Annotated in this window: 18 protein-coding genes and 1 pseudogene; 9 read left to right on the plus strand and 10 right to left on the minus strand. The window is 66.4% G+C overall.

The features are described 5' to 3' along the window. Window positions 1-51 precede the first annotated feature (51 nt). The gene (locus NWE53_RS06975; protein ID WP_265053626.1) at window positions 52-2,601 is read right to left on the minus strand and encodes a bifunctional acetate--CoA ligase family protein/GNAT family N-acetyltransferase; all 2,550 of its coding nucleotides are present in this window, start codon (window positions 2,599-2,601) and stop codon (window positions 52-54) included. A 252-nt stretch (window positions 2,602-2,853) separates the two neighbouring features. Between NWE53_RS06975 and NWE53_RS06980 the strand changes: the two genes are divergently transcribed. From NWE53_RS06980 to NWE53_RS07015, 8 genes and pseudogenes are all read left to right on the plus strand, one after another. Next, window positions 2,854-4,350, plus strand: a complete 1,497-nt coding sequence (locus NWE53_RS06980; protein WP_265053627.1) for a sensor histidine kinase — start codon at window positions 2,854-2,856, stop codon at window positions 4,348-4,350. Between the two features lie 26 nt (window positions 4,351-4,376). Then, window positions 4,377-4,790: a response regulator gene (locus tag NWE53_RS06985; RefSeq protein ID WP_265054835.1), complete on the plus strand. Its 414-nt coding sequence runs from the start codon at window positions 4,377-4,379 to the stop codon at window positions 4,788-4,790. Between the two features lie 22 nt (window positions 4,791-4,812). Further along, on the plus strand, window positions 4,813-5,880 hold the full coding sequence (locus NWE53_RS06990; RefSeq protein WP_265053628.1) for a response regulator: 1,068 nt from the start codon (window positions 4,813-4,815) through the stop codon (window positions 5,878-5,880). A gap of 191 nt (window positions 5,881-6,071) precedes the next feature. Further along, window positions 6,072-7,024 (plus strand): annotated as a pseudogene (locus tag NWE53_RS06995) (HAD family hydrolase). 142 nt (window positions 7,025-7,166) lie between these two features. Further along, the gene (locus NWE53_RS07000) at window positions 7,167-8,045 is read left to right on the plus strand and encodes a LysR substrate-binding domain-containing protein (protein WP_265053629.1); all 879 of its coding nucleotides are present in this window, start codon (window positions 7,167-7,169) and stop codon (window positions 8,043-8,045) included. A gap of 125 nt (window positions 8,046-8,170) precedes the next feature. After that, on the plus strand, window positions 8,171-9,355 hold the full coding sequence (metC, locus tag NWE53_RS07005) for a cystathionine beta-lyase (RefSeq protein ID WP_265053630.1): 1,185 nt from the start codon (window positions 8,171-8,173) through the stop codon (window positions 9,353-9,355). Window positions 9,356-9,449: 94 nt separating this feature from the next. Beyond that, window positions 9,450-10,472, plus strand: a complete 1,023-nt coding sequence (locus NWE53_RS07010) for an amino acid ABC transporter substrate-binding protein (RefSeq protein WP_265053631.1) — start codon at window positions 9,450-9,452, stop codon at window positions 10,470-10,472. Window positions 10,473-10,639: 167 nt separating this feature from the next. Next, the gene (locus NWE53_RS07015; protein ID WP_265053632.1) at window positions 10,640-11,077 is read left to right on the plus strand and encodes an MgtC/SapB family protein; all 438 of its coding nucleotides are present in this window, start codon (window positions 10,640-10,642) and stop codon (window positions 11,075-11,077) included. A 5-nt stretch (window positions 11,078-11,082) separates the two neighbouring features. Here NWE53_RS07015 and NWE53_RS07020 read toward each other — a convergent pair whose 3' ends face one another. Together NWE53_RS07020 and NWE53_RS07025 are read right to left on the minus strand one after the other, a co-directional pair. After that, window positions 11,083-11,295 carry a hypothetical protein gene (locus NWE53_RS07020; protein WP_265053633.1) on the minus strand — a complete coding sequence of 71 codons (213 nt, stop codon included), beginning with the start codon at window positions 11,293-11,295 and terminating at the stop codon, window positions 11,083-11,085. A gap of 8 nt (window positions 11,296-11,303) precedes the next feature. Beyond that, window positions 11,304-11,462 (minus strand): hypothetical protein, encoded by a 159-nt coding sequence (locus tag NWE53_RS07025; RefSeq protein ID WP_265053634.1) that lies wholly within the window; start codon window positions 11,460-11,462, stop codon window positions 11,304-11,306. Window positions 11,463-11,582: 120 nt separating this feature from the next. On the opposite strand from NWE53_RS07025, the gene NWE53_RS07030 reads away from it, so the two are divergent. Further along, window positions 11,583-11,888, plus strand: a complete 306-nt coding sequence (locus NWE53_RS07030; RefSeq protein ID WP_265053635.1) for a hypothetical protein — start codon at window positions 11,583-11,585, stop codon at window positions 11,886-11,888. 10 nt (window positions 11,889-11,898) lie between these two features. Here the strand turns inward: NWE53_RS07030 and NWE53_RS07035 are convergent, their stop codons facing one another. The 7 genes from NWE53_RS07035 to NWE53_RS07065 all read right to left on the minus strand — a co-directional run bounded on the left by NWE53_RS07035 (window position 11,899) and on the right by NWE53_RS07065 (window position 17,188). After that, window positions 11,899-12,795, minus strand: a complete 897-nt coding sequence (locus tag NWE53_RS07035; protein ID WP_265053636.1) for a ribokinase — start codon at window positions 12,793-12,795, stop codon at window positions 11,899-11,901. A gap of 18 nt (window positions 12,796-12,813) precedes the next feature. Further along, complete coding sequence (gene rpiB, locus NWE53_RS07040) at window positions 12,814-13,260, minus strand: ribose 5-phosphate isomerase B (RefSeq protein ID WP_149128891.1); 447 nt, start codon at window positions 13,258-13,260, stop codon at window positions 12,814-12,816. A 65-nt stretch (window positions 13,261-13,325) separates the two neighbouring features. Next, a complete protein-coding gene (locus NWE53_RS07045) occupies window positions 13,326-14,114 on the minus strand; it encodes a transporter substrate-binding domain-containing protein (protein ID WP_265053637.1) in 789 nt (262 codons plus the stop codon). A 27-nt stretch (window positions 14,115-14,141) separates the two neighbouring features. Beyond that, window positions 14,142-14,909, minus strand: a complete 768-nt coding sequence (locus NWE53_RS07050) for an amino acid ABC transporter ATP-binding protein (protein ID WP_265053638.1) — start codon at window positions 14,907-14,909, stop codon at window positions 14,142-14,144. Window positions 14,910-14,924: 15 nt separating this feature from the next. Further along, window positions 14,925-15,593, minus strand: coding sequence for an amino acid ABC transporter permease (locus NWE53_RS07055; protein WP_265053639.1), 669 nt, complete (start codon window positions 15,591-15,593; stop codon window positions 14,925-14,927). 9 nt (window positions 15,594-15,602) lie between these two features. Further along, window positions 15,603-16,286, minus strand: coding sequence for an amino acid ABC transporter permease (locus NWE53_RS07060; RefSeq protein WP_265053640.1), 684 nt, complete (start codon window positions 16,284-16,286; stop codon window positions 15,603-15,605). Window positions 16,287-16,294: 8 nt separating this feature from the next. Then, on the minus strand, window positions 16,295-17,188 hold the full coding sequence (locus tag NWE53_RS07065) for an NAD(P)-dependent oxidoreductase (RefSeq protein WP_265053641.1): 894 nt from the start codon (window positions 17,186-17,188) through the stop codon (window positions 16,295-16,297). Window positions 17,189-17,199 lie beyond the last annotated feature (11 nt).

Genomic DNA, 17,199 nt, shown 5'->3' on the forward strand with positions numbered 1-17,199 from the left:
GGCCCCTCCTCCCGAGGAGGGGCGAAGCGATAGGCTCAGGCGAACAGGCTTTCACCCGTCGGAACGACCGGGCGTATCCAGGCGCAGGGTGACCCGCTTGACCGATATGTCATCCGGGTCGAAGGCGATCTCGAAGCCGAGGCTCTGGCAGAGTGTGAGCATCGGCCCGTTCTCCGCCAGCACCTGGCTATGAACGCGCCGGATGCCTTCGGCTCTGGCCCAGTCGATCATCAACAGCATCAATGCGCGGCCGAGGCCCATGCCTTTCAGGTCCGAGCGAAGCAGGATCGCGTATTCGGCCTCGACATGCCCGGGGTCGGCATGCAGCCGGACCGCCCCGGCAGCCTCGCCGTTATCGTCCTCGATGGCAAGGAACGCCATTTCCCGAGCATAGTCGAGCTGGGTCAGGCGTGCGAGGAAGGTGTGGCTGAAGGACTTCAGCGGCGCGAAGAACCGTAGCCTCAGGTCCTCCGGGGTGACCCGGTTCAGCATCGCGCCGATCAGGAGCTCGTCTTCCGGCTTGATCGGGCGCACCGAAAAGCTGCGGTCACCCAGCACCAGCCGCCTTGTCCATGCGGAAGGATACGGACGGATCGCCGGGCGGCGGCGGCGCATGGGGGCAGGCTCGAGCGCTATGCGCGCATCCACCGCGATGGCACCGTTCGCGTCGGCAAGGACCGGGTTGAGATCGAGCTCCCGGATCTGCGGCAGCTCGGACGCCATTTGCCCCAGCGCGACCAGCACAGTGGCGACCGCCCGTCGGTCGGCGGCAGGCACGTCGCGATAGGCCGCCAGGATGCGCGAAACCCGCGTACGCGAGATCAGGCTCTCGGCCGAAGCGAGATCGAGCGGCGGCAGCGCGACATGCGTATCGGCGATTAGCTCGGCCGCCGTGCCGCCACGGCCGAAGACGATCACCGGCCCGAAGCAGGCATCCGTGGCGAAGCCGGCGATCAGCTCCCGTGCTTTGGCGCGATGGGCCATCGGCTGCACCATGAAGCCGGCCAAGTCAGCCTCCGGTCGCAGCCGGCGGAGACGCTCTGTCATATTCTCTGCGGCCGCACGGACCGCGCCGGCATTGGCCAGGTCCAGTTCGACGCCGCCGACATCGGATTTATGCGGAATGTCGGGAGAGACGATCTTGAGAGCGACCGTCCGCCCTGCACCGAATTGCACCTCTGCCGCCGCGACAGCCGCCTCGACATCCGGAGCGATGACGAGATCGAGCATGGGAATCCGGAACAGCGTGAGCAGCCGCGCGACCTCGTCCGGTTCGAGCCAGCTCCGATGTTCTCCGAGCGCCCGCTCGATGATCGCCTCCGCGGCGGCGACATCGGGCAGATATTGTTCGTCGATCGATGGCGGCGTCGCCATCAGCTCCTTGATTAGCCGAGCGTGGCGGGTGAGATGCTGGAACCCCACCACTGCTTCCTGTTCCGTGGAGAATGAGGGAATCCCCGCGGCAGCGAAGATCGCAGCAGCGCTTTCGCCCGCGCCGATCCATGCCGCGAGGACGGGTTTGGTCCGAGAGGTGCCGCGAGCGCTGGCGACCGCGCGGGCGCAATCTAGCGGATCGGCGGGAGCGACCGGCGCGTTGAGCGCGAGCACCGCATCGACCGTCTCTTCCGCCAGCAGGCGAGAGACCGCGTCGTGATAGTCCTGCGCGCTGCGGACAATCTCAGGCTCCGGGCGTGGCAGCTGCGCGCCTCCGGCCTGACGGAACCGGCCGGCGGCGAGGGCTGCAAGCCCCTCCCCGTTGCTCACGATGGCGAGCCGGCCGGCAGCGGCCGCACGCGTGCGCCCGAGCGTCTCCGCCGCCGCGAAGAGCTCGTCGAGATCGTTCACGCGCAGCAATCCGGCGCGATGAAAGGCCGCGTCATGCGCGGCATCGCTCGTAACGATCAACCCGGAATGCGTCAGGGCAGACGATGCAACATCGAGACGCGGCGGTCGCAGCACAAGCACGGGCTTGATTCGCGCGGCAGCCCGCGCCGAGGACAGGAAGCGCCCGGCATCGGTAACATCGTCGATAGCCAGCAGGATGGTGCGCGTCACCGGATCCGCCGCGAAATGATCGAGGCAGTCGGCGATATCGACATCGGCCCCCTCGCCCACCACCACGGCTCCGGACAGGCCGATCTCGCGCCGCGCGGCCCAGGCCAGGATACCCGCGGCCACGGAGTTGGACTGCGCGACCAGCGCGAGCGTTCCCGCGGAAAGCTGTACGGGCACGGCGGTCGCGTTGAGGCTGAGACGCGGCGCGGCGAGGCCGAGCGATGACGGCCCGACCAGTCTCACGCCGGCCACGCGGGCCGCCACGCGCAGGCGGTTGCGGTCGGCAGCCTCCCCGTCCGGTACAAGCAAACCGGCGCATCCGCGTTGTGTCGCCGCTGCCAGGGTCGTCTCCGCAGCCTCGCTGGAGGCGATGACGAGATCGGTCGGGGGCATCGATGGCAGCTCGTCCACCCCCGCGAGCACGACCAGATTGCCGCGATATCCCCCGGCACGGATTTGCCTCGCCAGCTCATCCGTTTCGGCAGACCCGCCGATCACGGTCGTCGTGGCGGGCTCGAGAAGGCGCTTGATCAAGGCGAGCGTCATCGGTCGGCCACGTCCGTTGCGGTTCCGCCATCTGACACGATCCCGGCCGGTTCGGCCAAGCCGTTCTCAACTGATTCCATGCGAACCGGAGCTGTTTTCGTCGCTGACGAGGGCGAGACGACGCATCGCCCGCAGAATCGGCCCCGCGCATTCTGCGCTGCACGCCGGGTCCGTCTGCGCAATGTCATTTGCTATTGCCCTGCGCTGCGCAATTGGCCAAGACACCGGAACGATCCCCCACTGGTTTGCTCGATGCCGATTTCCCAGGCGTTCTTCCGACGCTCGAACGCCTTTCTGTTGGCCGTCGGCATCGCCGTACTGGTCATCATCGTTTCGACCTCGCTGTGGCTTACGACCGCCAGCGAGCGCTATTTCGGCGAGGTCACGGCGGCGCGCGCGGTTCGCAGCGCTTCTGCCGATCTGCTTTCGCGCGTTCAGGATGCCGAGACGGGACAACGCGGCTATCTGCTCACCCGCGACGAGAGTTATCTCGAGCCCTATACGGCTGCAGTCGCCAATCTGCCGGATAACAAGGCGCGGCTTGAACGGGCGGTTGCAAACCTGCGCGAGGTCGAGCCGAACGTAAAGCGGCTGTCGAGCCGCCTCGACCAGAAGATGGCGGAGCTCGCATCGACGCTCGCGCCGGCGCGCAACGGCGATTTCGAAGCGGCACTCGCCGTGGTCGGAACCGGAGCCGGCAAGCAGCTGATGGACGAGATCCGGACCGACCTCGCGGCGATCCTGAACAAGTCCGAAGCGGAACTGCGGGAGGCGATGGACGCCCAGATCACGGCCTCCACCCGGCTGCGCTGGACGACGATCATCGGCGCCATCCTGATCCTGGCGATGGCCGGCGCGGCCAGCTGGACGATCATCAGCTACACGCGCGAGCTGGTCGCCACCCGCCGCGAGGTCGAGACACTCAATGTCGGCCTGGAGGAGCGGGTCCGCCAGCGAACCGATGCGCTCGTGAAGGCGAATGAGGAGGTCCAGCGCTTCGCCTACATCGTGACGCATGACCTGCGGGCGCCGCTCGTCAACATCATGGGCTTCACCAGCGAGCTGGAGGCGATGTTCAAGCCGATCGACACCTATGTCGCCGCCGGCCCAGCCGCCTCGCCCGAGCAGAAGGCCGAAGCCGAGGAAGCGCTGCGCGTCGACGTGACCGAGGCGATCGGCTTCATCCGGTCCTCGACCCGCAAGATGGACGGGCTGATCAACGCCATCCTCAAGATCTCGCGCGAAGGGCGCAGGGAGCTGCGTATCGAAAGCGTCGATCTTGCGGCGCTGATCGAGGCCGCGGCCGCAGCGGTCCATCATCAGGCGAGCGACGAAGACGGCGGCGGCATCGCGATCGACTCCCAGGCGCCGCGCATCGTCAGCGACCGCCTTTCGCTCGACCAGATCATGGGCAATCTCCTCGACAACGCCATCAAGTATCGGGCGCCGGAGCGGCCGATCCAGATATCCGTCCGGACGCGGCGCGAGCGCGGCGGCTGGGTCAGAATCGAGATCGAGGACAATGGCCGCGGCATCGCGGCCAGCGACCGCGAGCGCATTTTCGAGCTGTTCCGCCGGTCCGGCGTCCAGAACACCGCCGGCGAGGGAATCGGCCTCGCCCATGTGCGGACGTTGGTGCGCAATCTGGGCGGCGACATCGGCGTGCGCTCAGAACTTGGAAAGGGCACGACCTTTACGGTCACCCTGCCGCCGGACCTTGCGGCCTACAAACGGAGTGCCGAAGCGTGACCAACGGAAAACCCGTATCGATCGTCATGATCGAGGATGACGAGGGCCATGCCCGCCTCATCGAGAAGAACATTCGCCGTGCGGGGGTCAGCAACGAGATCATCCCCTTCGCCAACGGAACGGATGCGCTGAATTATCTGCTGGGTCCGGACGGCTCCGGCAGCGTCAGCGTCGGCCGCCAGTTGCTGATCCTGCTCGACCTGAACCTGCCCGACATGGGCGGCGTCGACATCCTGGAGAAGGTCAAGGCCAACATCCACACCAAGCGCTCCCCCGTCGTCGTGCTGACCACGACTGACGACAGCCGCGAAATCCAGCGCTGCTACGATCTGGGCGCCAACGTCTACATCACCAAGCCCGTCGACTATGACGGCTTCGCCCATGCGATCCGCCAGCTCGGGCTGTTTTTCGCCGTCATTCAGGTCCCGGAAACACCATGACCACCTTGCGTGGCCGCTGCTGATGCCGAATCGGCCCATCAACGTTCTGTATATCGACGACGACGCCACGCTCGGACGGCTCGTGCAGCGCATGCTGGCGCGCCATAGCTACGTCGTCGAGCATGTCGAGACCGCCGAGGCCGGCCTTGCTCGCGCCGCCGCAGGAGAGCTGGACGTGGTCATCCTCGATCACGACCTCGGCACGGCGTCGGGCCTCGACGTTCTGGCGGCTCTCGCGACCAGCGAAGCCTCCTTGCCCGTGATCTATGTGACGGCGTCGTCGGAGCTGTCGATCGCCGTCACCGCCCTGAAGGCGGGCGCGATGGACTACGTCGTCAAGACGGTCGGCGAGGATTTCGAGATCCTGCTGACCTCGGCGCTGGAGCATGCCGTCGCCAAGGCCCGCCTGACGCGGGCGCGCGAGCAGGCCGAGCGGGATGTCCGCGCGGCGCGCGATCGCGCCATCATGCTGCTGGCCGAGGTCAACCATCGCGTCGCCAACAGCCTGTCGCTCGTCGGCTCGCTCGTCAGGATGCAGGCCAATTCCGTGGAGGACCCCGGCGCCAAGGCCGCCCTCGCCGAGACGCAGGCTCGCATCACCGCGATCGGCAACCTGCACCGCAGCCTCTACACCTCGGATGATGTCCGGGCGGTCGATCTCGCCGGCTATCTCCGTTCGTTGCTTGACGAATTCGCCCAGTCGCTGGGCAGTTCCGGCCAGATGCCGACCATCCGGTTCGACGCCGAACCCGTGCTGGCGAAGACAGACAAGGCGATCTCGATCGGGCTGATCGCGACCGAGCTCGTCACCAATGCGCTCAAATACGCCTATCCGACCGGCGAAGGCGAAGTGCGCGTAAGCCTGTCCTCTACGGCTGACACAGCCACGCTGAAGGTGCTCGATGACGGGATCGGCTGGAACGGCTCGGGCACGGTGAAGGGAACGGGTCTCGGCAGCAAGATCGTCCGCGCGATGGCGAAAAGCCTGGGCACCGAGCTTCGTTACGACGACACCGGCGGCCGCGGCACGCAGGCCGTCATGGAGCTGTCGCTGGCCGAGATTGCCCCTCCCCCCGCCGAAGCGGATTGAGCGGACGGCTGTCCCAAGGGGGTCAAGCCCTCAAGCGCTCCGTAACAGTTACAAGCTTTCTGACCGGGGCCGGATGTAGTTCGATGTTCGTCGCGATGACACATGCGGCGAGGCACATCATGGATCAATCCGTCTCATCTCCAGTGCCCGTCACGAGACGGAAAACCCTTGCCGCAGCCGCTTTCGTGTCCATGGGGCTTGCCTTCGGCGTCGGCCCCGTCGCGGCGCAGCCCGATCCGCTTCCATCTTGGAATGAGGGCAGCGCCAAGCAGGCGATCAAGGCCTTCGTCGAGAAGGTCACCAAGGAAGGCGCCCGGATTTCGTTCCGGTGGCAGAGCGCATCGCAACCTTCGACAATGACGGAACGCTCTGGTCGGAGCAGCCGAACTACTTCCAGGGCATGTTCCTGGTCGACCGGGTCAAGGCGCTGGCGCCCGGCAAGCCGGAATGGCAGACGCAGGAGCCCTTCAAGTCGCTGCTTGCCGGGGATCTGAAGGGAGTCGCCGCCACCGGCGTCAAGGGCATCGAAGAACTCCTCATGGCGACCCATGCCGGCATGGACAGCGCCGAGTTCGAGCGGATCGTCAGGGAGTGGATGGCGAACGCAAGGCATCCGAAGTTCAACCGGCCCTACAACCAGCTCGTCTACAAGCCGATGGTCGAGCTGCTCGCCTATCTCAGGGCAAACGGCTTCAAGACCTATATCGTGTCCGGCGGCGGGCTGGAGTTCATGCGCCCCTGGGTCGAGGCCGCCTACGGCATCCCACCCGAACAGGTCGTCGGGTCGAGCATCAAGCTCAAATACGAGCTCTCCGGCGACAAGCCGGCCCTGCAACGGCTGCCCGAGGTCGACTTTGTCGACGACGGCCCGGGCAAGCCCGTCGGCATCGCCAAATTCATCGGCCGGCGACCGGTCTTCGCCGCCGGCAACTCCGACGGCGATCCGCAGATGCTGCAGTGGACGACCCTCAACACCGGCCCGCGCTTCGCGCTCATCGTTCACCACACCGACGCCGAGCGCGAATATGCCTATGATCGCCAATCCCATATCGGAAAGCTCGACAAGGCCTTGGACGAAGCTCCGTCGAGGGGCTGGCTGGTCGTCGATATGAAGAACGACTGGAAGACGGTCTACGGCCCGTAAGCGCCACCCGAAACGGTCCAGCGACGATACCGAATGGAGATGCGGACGCACGTCGACCTCGGCGCAGGACCTCCTTGCATCTTGGTGACGGCGCCTCGATGCGGCTAAGAGTGGCCTCGGCGAAAGTTTCGGGGCCATCAGGATGAATAGCCGCCAGATCGAGGTCTTCGCCGCCGTGATGAAGGCGGGGACCATCTCGCGTGCGGCCGAGATCCTGGGGGTCACCCAGCCCGGTATCAGCCGGCTGATCGCAGAGCTCGAAAGATCGCTGGCTTTCGCGCTGTTCGACCGCGTGCGCAACCGGATCGTGCCGACGCCGGAAGGGCGAACCTTCTTCGCGGAGGTTGAAGCCAATTTTCGGGGCATGGACAGGCTGCGAGCGAGCGCCGCCCGCATCCGGGACTATGGCGCCGGGCAGTTGCGCGTCGCCACCCTGTCGGCCCTGAGTTCCTCGATCGTGCCGAATGCCGTGCTGCGCTTCCGCCATCTGCGCCCGGACGCCACGGTGACGCTCATGGTCCTGCCCTCGCGCGACGTCAGGGACGGCGTCGCCGCAGGCACCTTCGACTTGGGCCTGGCAGCCGACGAGATCGATGTGACCGGCGTGGTCCATCAGCCCTTCGTGCAGCCCCGCGCGCTCTGCGCCATCCCGCTCGGCCACCCCTTGGCGGAGCGCGAGACGATCGGCCCGCATGACCTGTCGGGCGTCGACTTCGTCGCCTATGTGCCGGAGGATCGCGCGCGCCAACGCTTCGACATGATCATGTCCGAGGCCGGCGCGGCACCGCCCCGCGTGGTCGTCGAGACGATCTACGCCGCGACGGTCTGTGCGCTGGTATCGGAAGGCGTCGGCGTCGGATTGGTCAGCCCCTATGCGATCGCCGGCCATGACCAGCGCCACCTCGTCCTGCGGCCCTTCGAGCCGGCAGTGCAGAGCCGCAGCCTGCTCATCCTGCCCCCCGACAGGCCGAAGTCGCAGCTCGTGCGCGATTTCATCGACTGCCTCATGGAAGCCCGCTGACGAGGTATAATAATTCGGCATCGAGCTATGCCCTGGCTCGAATTGTAACGCGCTGCTGCGCCGCTACCCTTTGCCTGAACGCGTTCGAGACGCGCGACGACACCGCCCCGGCAAGGGAAACGACCATGCACGACCTGACACTTTGCGTTCATCACCCCCGCGTCGACGAGGACGGCTACGCCAGCCTCGCCGTGCCGACGCACCGCGCCTCGACCATCGTCTATCCCGACGCCAAGACCTTCGCCGCGCGCAAGTATCGCGGCTTCGACGGCTATACCTATGGGCTGCACGGCACCCCGACGACCCGGACGCTGGAGGCGCAGCTCACCGCGCTCCATGGCGGCGTGCGCACGGTGCTCGTCCCCTCGGGCCAAGCTGCCGTCACCATCGTCATGCTCTCCGTGCTGATGCCGGGCGACAAGGTTCTGATCCCCGATCATGTCTACCCGCCGGTGCGCAGCTTCTGTGCCGAATATCTGGCGCCGCGCGGCATCGCCTATGGCGTCTATGATCCGCTGATCGGCTCAGGGATCGCCGATCTCATCGACGAGACCGTCAAGCTGGTCTGGGTCGAGTCGCCGGGCTCCGGCACGATGGAGGTGCAGGATGTGCCGGCCATTGTCGCAGCGGCCAAGGCAAAGGGCGCGCTGGTCGGCTGCGACAACACCTGGGCGACACCGCTGATCTTCAAGCCGCTGGAGCATGGCGCCGATTTCGCCTGCGAGGCGCTGACCAAATATGTCGGCGGCCATTCCGACCTGCTGCTCGGCTCGGTCACGGTCAAGGACATGGCGTTGCGCGAAAAGATGAAGGAGACGCTGCGCGCCTTCGGCGTCGGCGTCTCGCCCGACGAATGCCAGCTCGCTCTGCGCGGCATCGAGACCATGGGCCTGCGCGTCGCCCATATGGGCAAGGTCTCGGAGGATTTCGCGCGCCGGCTGACGAAATCGCCCGCGGTCGAGACCGTGCTGCATCCCGCCCTGCCCTCCTGCCCCGGCCACGATATCTGGAAGCGCGACATGGGCCGCTCCTCGGGCGTGTTCAGCGCCGTGCTGAGGCCGGTCGCGGAGGCGACGCTCGAGGCGGCGCTGACCGCGCTCAAGGTCTTCGCCATCGGCGCCTCATGGGGCGGCACGCGCAGCCTCATCGCCCCGATGGCCGTGGCTGGCGACCGCACGGTCAATCCCTGGACCTACGAGGGCACGGTCCTGCGCATCAGCATCGGACTGGAGGATCCCGACGACCTCTGGAACGACCTCGATGCCCTGCTCGTGAAGCTGGAAAGGGTGCCGGCGGCCAGCGCCGCCTGAAGCCAACGACAGAAAAGGAAAGCGAACGCGGCGGGCCGTTCCCGCCGCGCAGGAACTGCTTTGTCGAAAACCAACCATAAAAAGGGGAAGTCTGATGAAGACCATCATCACCGGATTTGGGATCGCTCTGGCCGCGGCGGGCCTGGCAACGACAGCCGCGTCGGCCGACACGCTCAAGACGATCCGCGACCGCGGCAAGATCATCTGCGGCACCAGCACCGGGGTCGCCGGCTTCTCGACGCAGGACGCCAACGGCCGCTGGCAGGGCTTCGACATCGACATCTGCCGCGCGCTCGCCGTCGTGCTCTTCAACGATACGGAGAAGGCCGCTTTCGTCCCGCTGACCTCGAAGGACCGTCTGATCGCCCTGCAGGCCGGCGAGGTCGACGTCCTGCCGCGCACCACCACCTGGACGCTGGCGCGCAACACCGGCCAGGGCGTCACCTTCACCGGGGTGAACTACTATGACGGGCAGGGTTTCATGGTGCCGAAGAAGCTCGGCGTCGCCAGTGCCAGCAAGCTCGACGGCGCCTCGATCTGCGTCGCGCAGGGCACGACGAGCGAACTCAACCTCGCCGACTATTTCCGCCGCACCAGGATGAAATACGAGGTCGCCGCTTTCGGCACGGCGGAGGATGCCCTCAAGGCCTATGAGTCCGGTCGCTGCGACGCCTACACCACGGACGTCTCGGCACTCTCGGCGAACCTGCTCAAGTTCCGCGACCCGGAAGAGCATGTCGTGCTGCCTGAGGTGATCTCGAAGGAGCCGCTCGGCCCGTGGGTGCGCAGCGGCGACGACAGCTGGTTCAATCTCGTCCGCTGGACGCTGTTCGCCCTGATCAATGCCGAGGAGCTCGGCGTGACCAAAGCCAATGTCAGGGAGCTCGCCGAAACCTCGACCAATCCGGAGATCCGCCGCTTCCTCGGCAAGGACGGCAAATATGGCGAGGGGCTCGGTGTCAACAACGACTGGGCGGTGCGGATCATCGCCACGATCGGCAATTACGGCGAGAGCTTCGAACGCAATCTCGGCATGAGCTCGCCGATGAAGCTGCAGCGCGGCCCCAATGCACTCTGGACGCAAGGCGGGCTGCAATACTCGCCGCCGTTCCGGTAAGGCGCGCCGGCATATGGCGGCCTCAGGCTGAGGCGCGAGAAGCGAACACGCTCTCAAGGCGGCGCGCTCGTTTCATCGCGTCGCTCCCTTCTCTTCCGATCGTCCATCGAACGGAATCACGCCAGGCGCGTTGCACTCTCCGCACCGAGCAACCGCGGAGAACGATGATGAATTTCGATGTCTGGGGCGAAGTCGATCTCGTGCTGCGGCTGCTCGCTGGCATGACGGCGGGCATCGTCGTGGGCTGGGAACGAACCATCAAGCAGCGAGCTGCCGGCATCCGCACCTTCGGGCTTGTCGGCCTCGGCACGGCCGCAGCCGCCACGATCTTCAGCGAACCGCATGAGGCGGACGCCGCGAGCCGGGTCGTGCAAGGATTGCTGACCGGTATCGGCTTCCTCGGCGCGGGCGTCATCGTCTTGCGGAAGGGCGACGAGGCGCCGAGGGGCCTGACCACAGCCGCGGCCGTCTGGGTCACGGCAGCGCTGGGCTGCGCAGCCGGCCTAGGCGATCATGCGATCGTCCTGTCGGCAACGGCTCTCGCTATCCTGCTGCTCGCGATCAACCATTCCGTCGAGCGCTGGGCCGGGCGCGACGCGGGCTGAACCTCCTAGGACCAGTCGTCATCGTCGTCGTGGCGGGCTTCCCATTTCTCGATCGCTTCGAGAAGACCGATCAGCTCGAGCTCCTCCGGCGAACCGGCAGCAGGATTTCCCAGTTCGGCGACTCGCTGGACCGCGCGCTCGTAATCATCCTCGCAGCGGACGATGGCGCGCCCGGGATTCGCTTCGCGCCAGGGGTTGGAGGAGAAGAATGAAAACATGTCGCCTCCTATTCCTTCGGGACCGAAGCAGGCCTCATCTCATAGGCCAGCATGGCGGCGGACAGGTCGAGAAATGCGGCTTCGTCCCGCGCCTCGTCGGGCGTCTCCGCCAAGGCTTCCAATCGTTCGACAGCCTCTCGGTACTGTTCTTCCGTCTCGATCGTCATGGTTCGACCGTTCGTCTCGATGACGGATGAACGCGCAACCCACGATCTTTGATCCCTCCCATGCGTCAGCGAGAGAGTTCCGTCTGCATTCCCGCCCCACTCGGGCGTCATCGTTCCCTCATGAACCTGGGACAGCAAGAATTACGGCGCGCGTTCAAGCGCCTGGATCGCGAACTGCCGCCGCGTCTGGCGGCCTGGATGCGGTGGCTTCGCCACCCGGCGTCGCGGTGGGTGCGACTGCCTGCGGGAGCGCTGCTCATCATCGGCGGATGCCTGTCGATCCTCCCGGTCCTCGGGCTCTGGATGCTGCCGTTGGGCCTCCTGCTGCTGGCGATGGACACGCCGTTCCTGCAGCGCCCGATGGCGCGGCTGGTCACCCGAATCCTGGATTGGCTGGAAAGGCGCAGGCGGCGTGCGGAATCCTAGCGCGTCATTTTCAGCCGAGCGCGCTTCGGTGCGGCATCCCGGCCTGCGCGCCTGGGGCGAGGCAGGATAGCGCGGCGGCGCGGCAACCGAGGTCGAGCGCCTGCCGGAGGCCGAGCCCCTCGTCGAGCGCAGCGGCGACGGCACCGACGAAGGTGTCGCCGGCTCCGGTCGTATCGACGGGTTCGATGCGCGGCGCCGGAACATGAAAAGTCTCGCCGTCGGGTGTGTGAGCAAAGGCACCATCGGCGCCGGCCGTGACGATGCAACTCGTCGTGGTTCCCGTGATGAAGCCGGCGATCCCGGCGCCAGAATTGCCAAGGATGGCGGCGATGTCGGCCGCCTCGTGCTCGTTGACGATCAGGACATCGCTGGCGGCAAGCAGCGCGCTGGCATCCTCCGCACTGAAACCGTCCGGCACAGGCGCGCAATTCCAGATGACCCTGCCGCCGGCCTGCCGCGTGCGCCGTGCGAGCGCAATCGATTGCGCGAAGGGGACTTCCATCTGCAGCACGAGCGTCGCGTCGGAGGTCAGCAGCGCGTCCGGCACATCCTCCGCTTTCGGCGAAAGATTGGCGCCGCTGGCAACCGTGATCGCATTCTCCGCTCGCGCATCGACGGTGATGAAGGCGCAGCCGGTCGGAGAGGCGTCTGCCCGGACCAGCTCGATCCCGACGCCGTTGGCGGCGAGGTTGTCGATCGACTCCCGGCCGAAGCCGTCATCGCCGACACAGGCCGCCATCGCGACCCGGCCGGGCGCGGCAAGGCGCGCGGCCGCGACGGCCTGGTTCGCGCCCTTGCCGCCGAAATGGCGCTCATAGGACGGAGCGAGCACCGTCTTGCCCGGCCCCGGAATGGTCGCGACCCGCGCGACCAGATCGACATTGATCGATCCGAAGACCAGGATCATAGAGCGCCCATCCTCTGCTCAGCCTTCGGCATCCATCTGATGCAGCTTCTCGACGCGGCGGCGGAAGTCCTCGTCGGTCGAGAATTCGGCCGAGAGATAGGACGAAATCAGGTCGCTGGCGAGCCAGGGACCGACGATCTTGGCGCCGATGCACATCACGTTGACGTCGTCATGCTCGACGCTCTGATGGGCGGAGTGGATGTCGTGGCAGACGGCGGCGCGGATGCCCTTCATCTTGTTTGCGGCGATCGAAGCGCCGACGCCGGTGCCGCAGACCATGATGCCGCGCTCGGCCTCTCCGGAGGTGACCTTGCGGGCGACCTCGCGGGCGATATCGGGGAAATCGACCGGCTTGTCGTCATGGGAGCCGACATCGACGACCTCATGACCCAGCGATTTGATGTGGTCGATGACGTGCTGCTTGAGGGACCAGCCGGCATGGTCGGAGCCGATGACGAGACGCATGGGTTTTCCTGTTGTGGTTGGAGCAAGGGGCCGGCGCCCAGGAAGGGCGCCGGCTTGAGGAGCGATCAGCCGCGCATGTTCGCGGGCAGCTCGGTGCCGTGGAACTTCTTGTAGATCGCGTTGAGCTTGCCGTTCTTGAGGTTCTGCTCGACCCAGGCGTCGAGCTTCTCCAGCAGCTTGGGCTCGCCCTTCTTCACGCCGATGGCGAGGTCGAAATTGGTGATCGAGACCTTGGGCTCGAAGGCGCGCACCGGCGCCTTGACGCCGATCTGCGAGACGATCGTCGCCGAGGTCGCGACGCAGTCGGCCTGGCCGGAGATGGCGGCCGTGACCATCGTCGCGTCGTCCTCGAACCGGGCGAGCTTGAGGTCGCGCTCCTTCATGTTGGTCAGGGTCGTGTCCTGCGTGGTGCCGCGCGAGACGGCGATCGTCTTGCCCTTCAGGTCGTCCCAGCCCTTCACATCGAGCGACTTCAGGCAGCCGACGACCGATTGCAGCGCCGCATAGGGCTTGGAGAAGTCGATGACCTTGGCGCGATCCGGCGTGACCGACAGCGTCGAGATGATGATGTCGGCCTTGTTGGTCTGGACGTTGGGGATGCGTGTGGCACCCGTGGTCTGCACGAATTCGAGCTGCAGGCCCCAATCCTTGGCGAGCAGTTCGGCGGTCTCGACATCCGAGCCCGTCGGCTTCATGGCGCCGTCGATCATGCCCGAGGGCGGGATCGCCAGATCGGTCGCGATGCGGATCTTGCCGGCCTTGGTGATGTCGTCGAGCATGTCGGCGCGGGCGGCCTGGCCGGCGCCGACGAGAGCCGTCGTGCCGAGCACGGCGATGGCGAGAAAACGTTTCATCCTTGGTGTCCTTCCCGTTTTTGGTTGTTAGAGCCCGGTTCCGACGAACTGGGCGAGTTCCGGCGTCGCCGGTGCGGAAAGGATCGAGGCACTTCCGGCCTCGTGGACCCTTCCGGCGTGCATGAACACCACCTGGTCGGCGATGCCCCGTGCAAACCCCATCTCATGGGTGACCATGACCATGGTCATGCCATCGGCAGCGAGCTGCTCGATGACCTTGAGCACCTCGCCGGTCAGCTCCGGATCGAGGGCGGAGGTGACCTCGTCGAACAGCATCACCTTGGGCTGCATGGCGAGCGAGCGGGCGATCGCCGCGCGCTGCTGCTGGCCGCCGGAGAGCTGCTCGGGATAGGCGTCGAGCTTCTCGGACAGCCCGACCTTGGCGAGCATGGCCTTGGCGAGCTCGCGGGCCTCGGCCCTCTTGATGCCCTTCACCGAGACCGGCGCCAGCGTGATGTTCTGCTCGATCGTCAGGTGCGGAAACAGGTTGTAGCTCTGGAAGACGATGCCGACGTCCTGCCGGAGCGCGCGCAGGTCGATATCGGCGGCGTCGACGCGATGTTCGCAGACGCGGATTTCGCCTGAATCGATCTTCTCGAAGCGGTCGATGCAGCGCAGCGCCGTGCTCTTGCCGGAGCCGGAGCGGCCGATCAGCACCAGCACATCGCCGCGCGCGACGGTGAAGCTGACGCCGTCGAGCACCTTGAGCGGGCCGAAACTCTTATGGACCTTGTCGAGGACGACGATGGGGCGCTCAGCGGTGGGGCGTTCGATGATGGGGCGTTCCTGGCTCATGGCTTTCACATCTCGTCAGGCCGGCATCAGCTTCGCGCGGCCGACGCCCATGCGGCGCTCGAGACGCCGGCTGAGGAGCGAGATCGGGAAGCAGAGCGCGAAGTAGATCAGGGCGATGATCGCGTAGATCAGGAAGGGCTCGAACAGCGAGTTGTTGATGATCTGGCCGGAGCGGGCGAGCTCGACGAAGCCGACGACCGAGGCCAGCGAGGTGTTCTTGATGATCTGCACCATGAAGCCGACGGTCGGCGGCGTGGCGATGCGCATGGCCTGCGGCAGGATGACCTTGAGCATGCGCTGAGTGCGGCTGAGCCCCAGCCCCTCGGCCGCCTCCCATTGCGGGCGCGGCACGGCCTGGATGCAGCCGCGCCAGATCTCGCCGAAATAGGCGCCGACATAGATCGTCAGCGATGCCCCGGCGGCCCAGAGCGGCGTGATCGAGAAGCCGAGCGCCGAGAGCCCGAAATAGCCGAGGAACATGATCACCAGCAGCGGCGTGCCCTGGATCAGTTGCACATAGGCGCCGCTGAGCAGGCGCACGGCCTTGCTCGGCGAAACCCGGGCGAGCGCGATCAGGAATCCGACGAGGCCGCCGCCGATCAGCGCAATGGCCGACAGCCCGATGGTCCAGAGCGCGCCCTGGCCGAGGAAGAGGAGATGGTTCGCGTTGAGGGAGCCGCCCATCATCGACCTCTAGAGCGACGTGCCGAGGCGCCGGCGGCGCGGGAAGAGCACGAGCCCCAGCGCCCAGAAGCCGGCGCGCAGGACGAGCGAGAGCGCGATATAGGCGAGAGCGACGAGGATATAGGTCTCGAAGGCGCGATAGGTGTCGGACTGCACGTAGTTGGCGACCGCTGTCAGCTCCTCGGCCGATATCTGCGAGGTGACGGAAGACGCCAGCATCAGCAGCACGAACTGGCTGGTCAGCGACGGATAGACCTTCTCGACCGCCGGCAGCAGGATGACGTGCCAGTAAATCTGGAAGCGCGAGAGGGCGAGGCCTTCCGCCGCCTCGATCTGGCCGGGCGGAATTGCCTCGAAACCCGCCCTCATGATCTCGGCGGTATAGGCGCCGACATTGATCGCCAATGCGGCAGCCGCCACCGAGAAGGCCGAGAATTTGAGGCCGATGCTGGCGAGACCGAAATAGACCAGGAAGATCTGGACCAGCAGCGGCGTGTTGCGGATCGTCTCGACATAACCGGCGCAGAGCGCCGCGATGAAGCGATTGCTGCTGCCGCGGCCGATGGCACAGAACGTGCCGATCGCGCCGCCGATCAGGATCGCCATGAAAGCGAGCTGCAGCGTCATCACCGCGCCGTCGAGGAAGAGCGGCCAGCGCTCCAGAACGACGGAGAAGTCGAGATTGAGACCCATGGCCGCGGTCAGGCCCGGTTCGTCATGCGGTCATAGACCTTGAACAGCGCCTGATTGCCGTTGCCGCCTTCGCCATGAGCCCGTGCTTCGATGTACTGGCTGGTGACGAGTGCGGTGCCCGGCAGCGGCACCGAGAGCGCTTGCGCCTGCTCCTGAACGAGGCGCAGATCCTTCAGCATCAGGTCGATGCGGAAGCCCGCCCCGGCATCGCCAGCGATCATCGCGGGGCCGAGCTTGTCGAGCATCCAGGATGCCGCCGAGCCGCCGAGCAGCACGCTGCGCATCTGCTCCAGATCCACGCCGGAGGCCCGGCCGAGCGCGATCGCCTCGCAGACGGCCTGGATGTTGATGCCGCAGATCAGCTGGTTGCAGAGCTTGACCGCCTGGCCGGCGCCGGGCGCCCCGACATGCGTGATCGTCGTGCCCATGCCGCGGAAGAACGGCTCTGCCTTGGCGAAGGCCGCGGCCTCGCCGCCGGCCATGATCGTGAGCGTCGCGTTCTTGGCGCCGAGCGGTCCGCCCGAAACCGGCGCATCGATGAAATCGGTCCCGGCAGCCTTGAGATCGGCATGCATCCTGCGGACGGCGACAGGCGAGATCGTGCTCATGTCGACGATGAGACGCCCGCGTGGCGGCGCAGCTAGCAGCCCGCCCTCACCATAGATGACATCCTCGACCTGCGGCGTATCGGGCAGCATGGTGATCGCGATATCGGCGCTCGCCGCCGCCTCGGCCGGACTCTTCGCCGGCTTCGCACCCTCTGCGACCAATGCGGCCACCGCATCGCCGACGATGTCGAAGACGACGACGGGATGCCCCGCCTTCATCAGGTTGCGCGCCATTTCGCGCCCCATCGTGCCGAGGCCGATGAAGCCGACGCTGCCTTTTTCGTTCCCTGCCATGTTCTGCTCTC

Source organism: Bosea sp. NBC_00550, assembly GCF_026020075.1.
GTDB lineage: Bacteria > Pseudomonadota > Alphaproteobacteria > Rhizobiales > Beijerinckiaceae > Allobosea.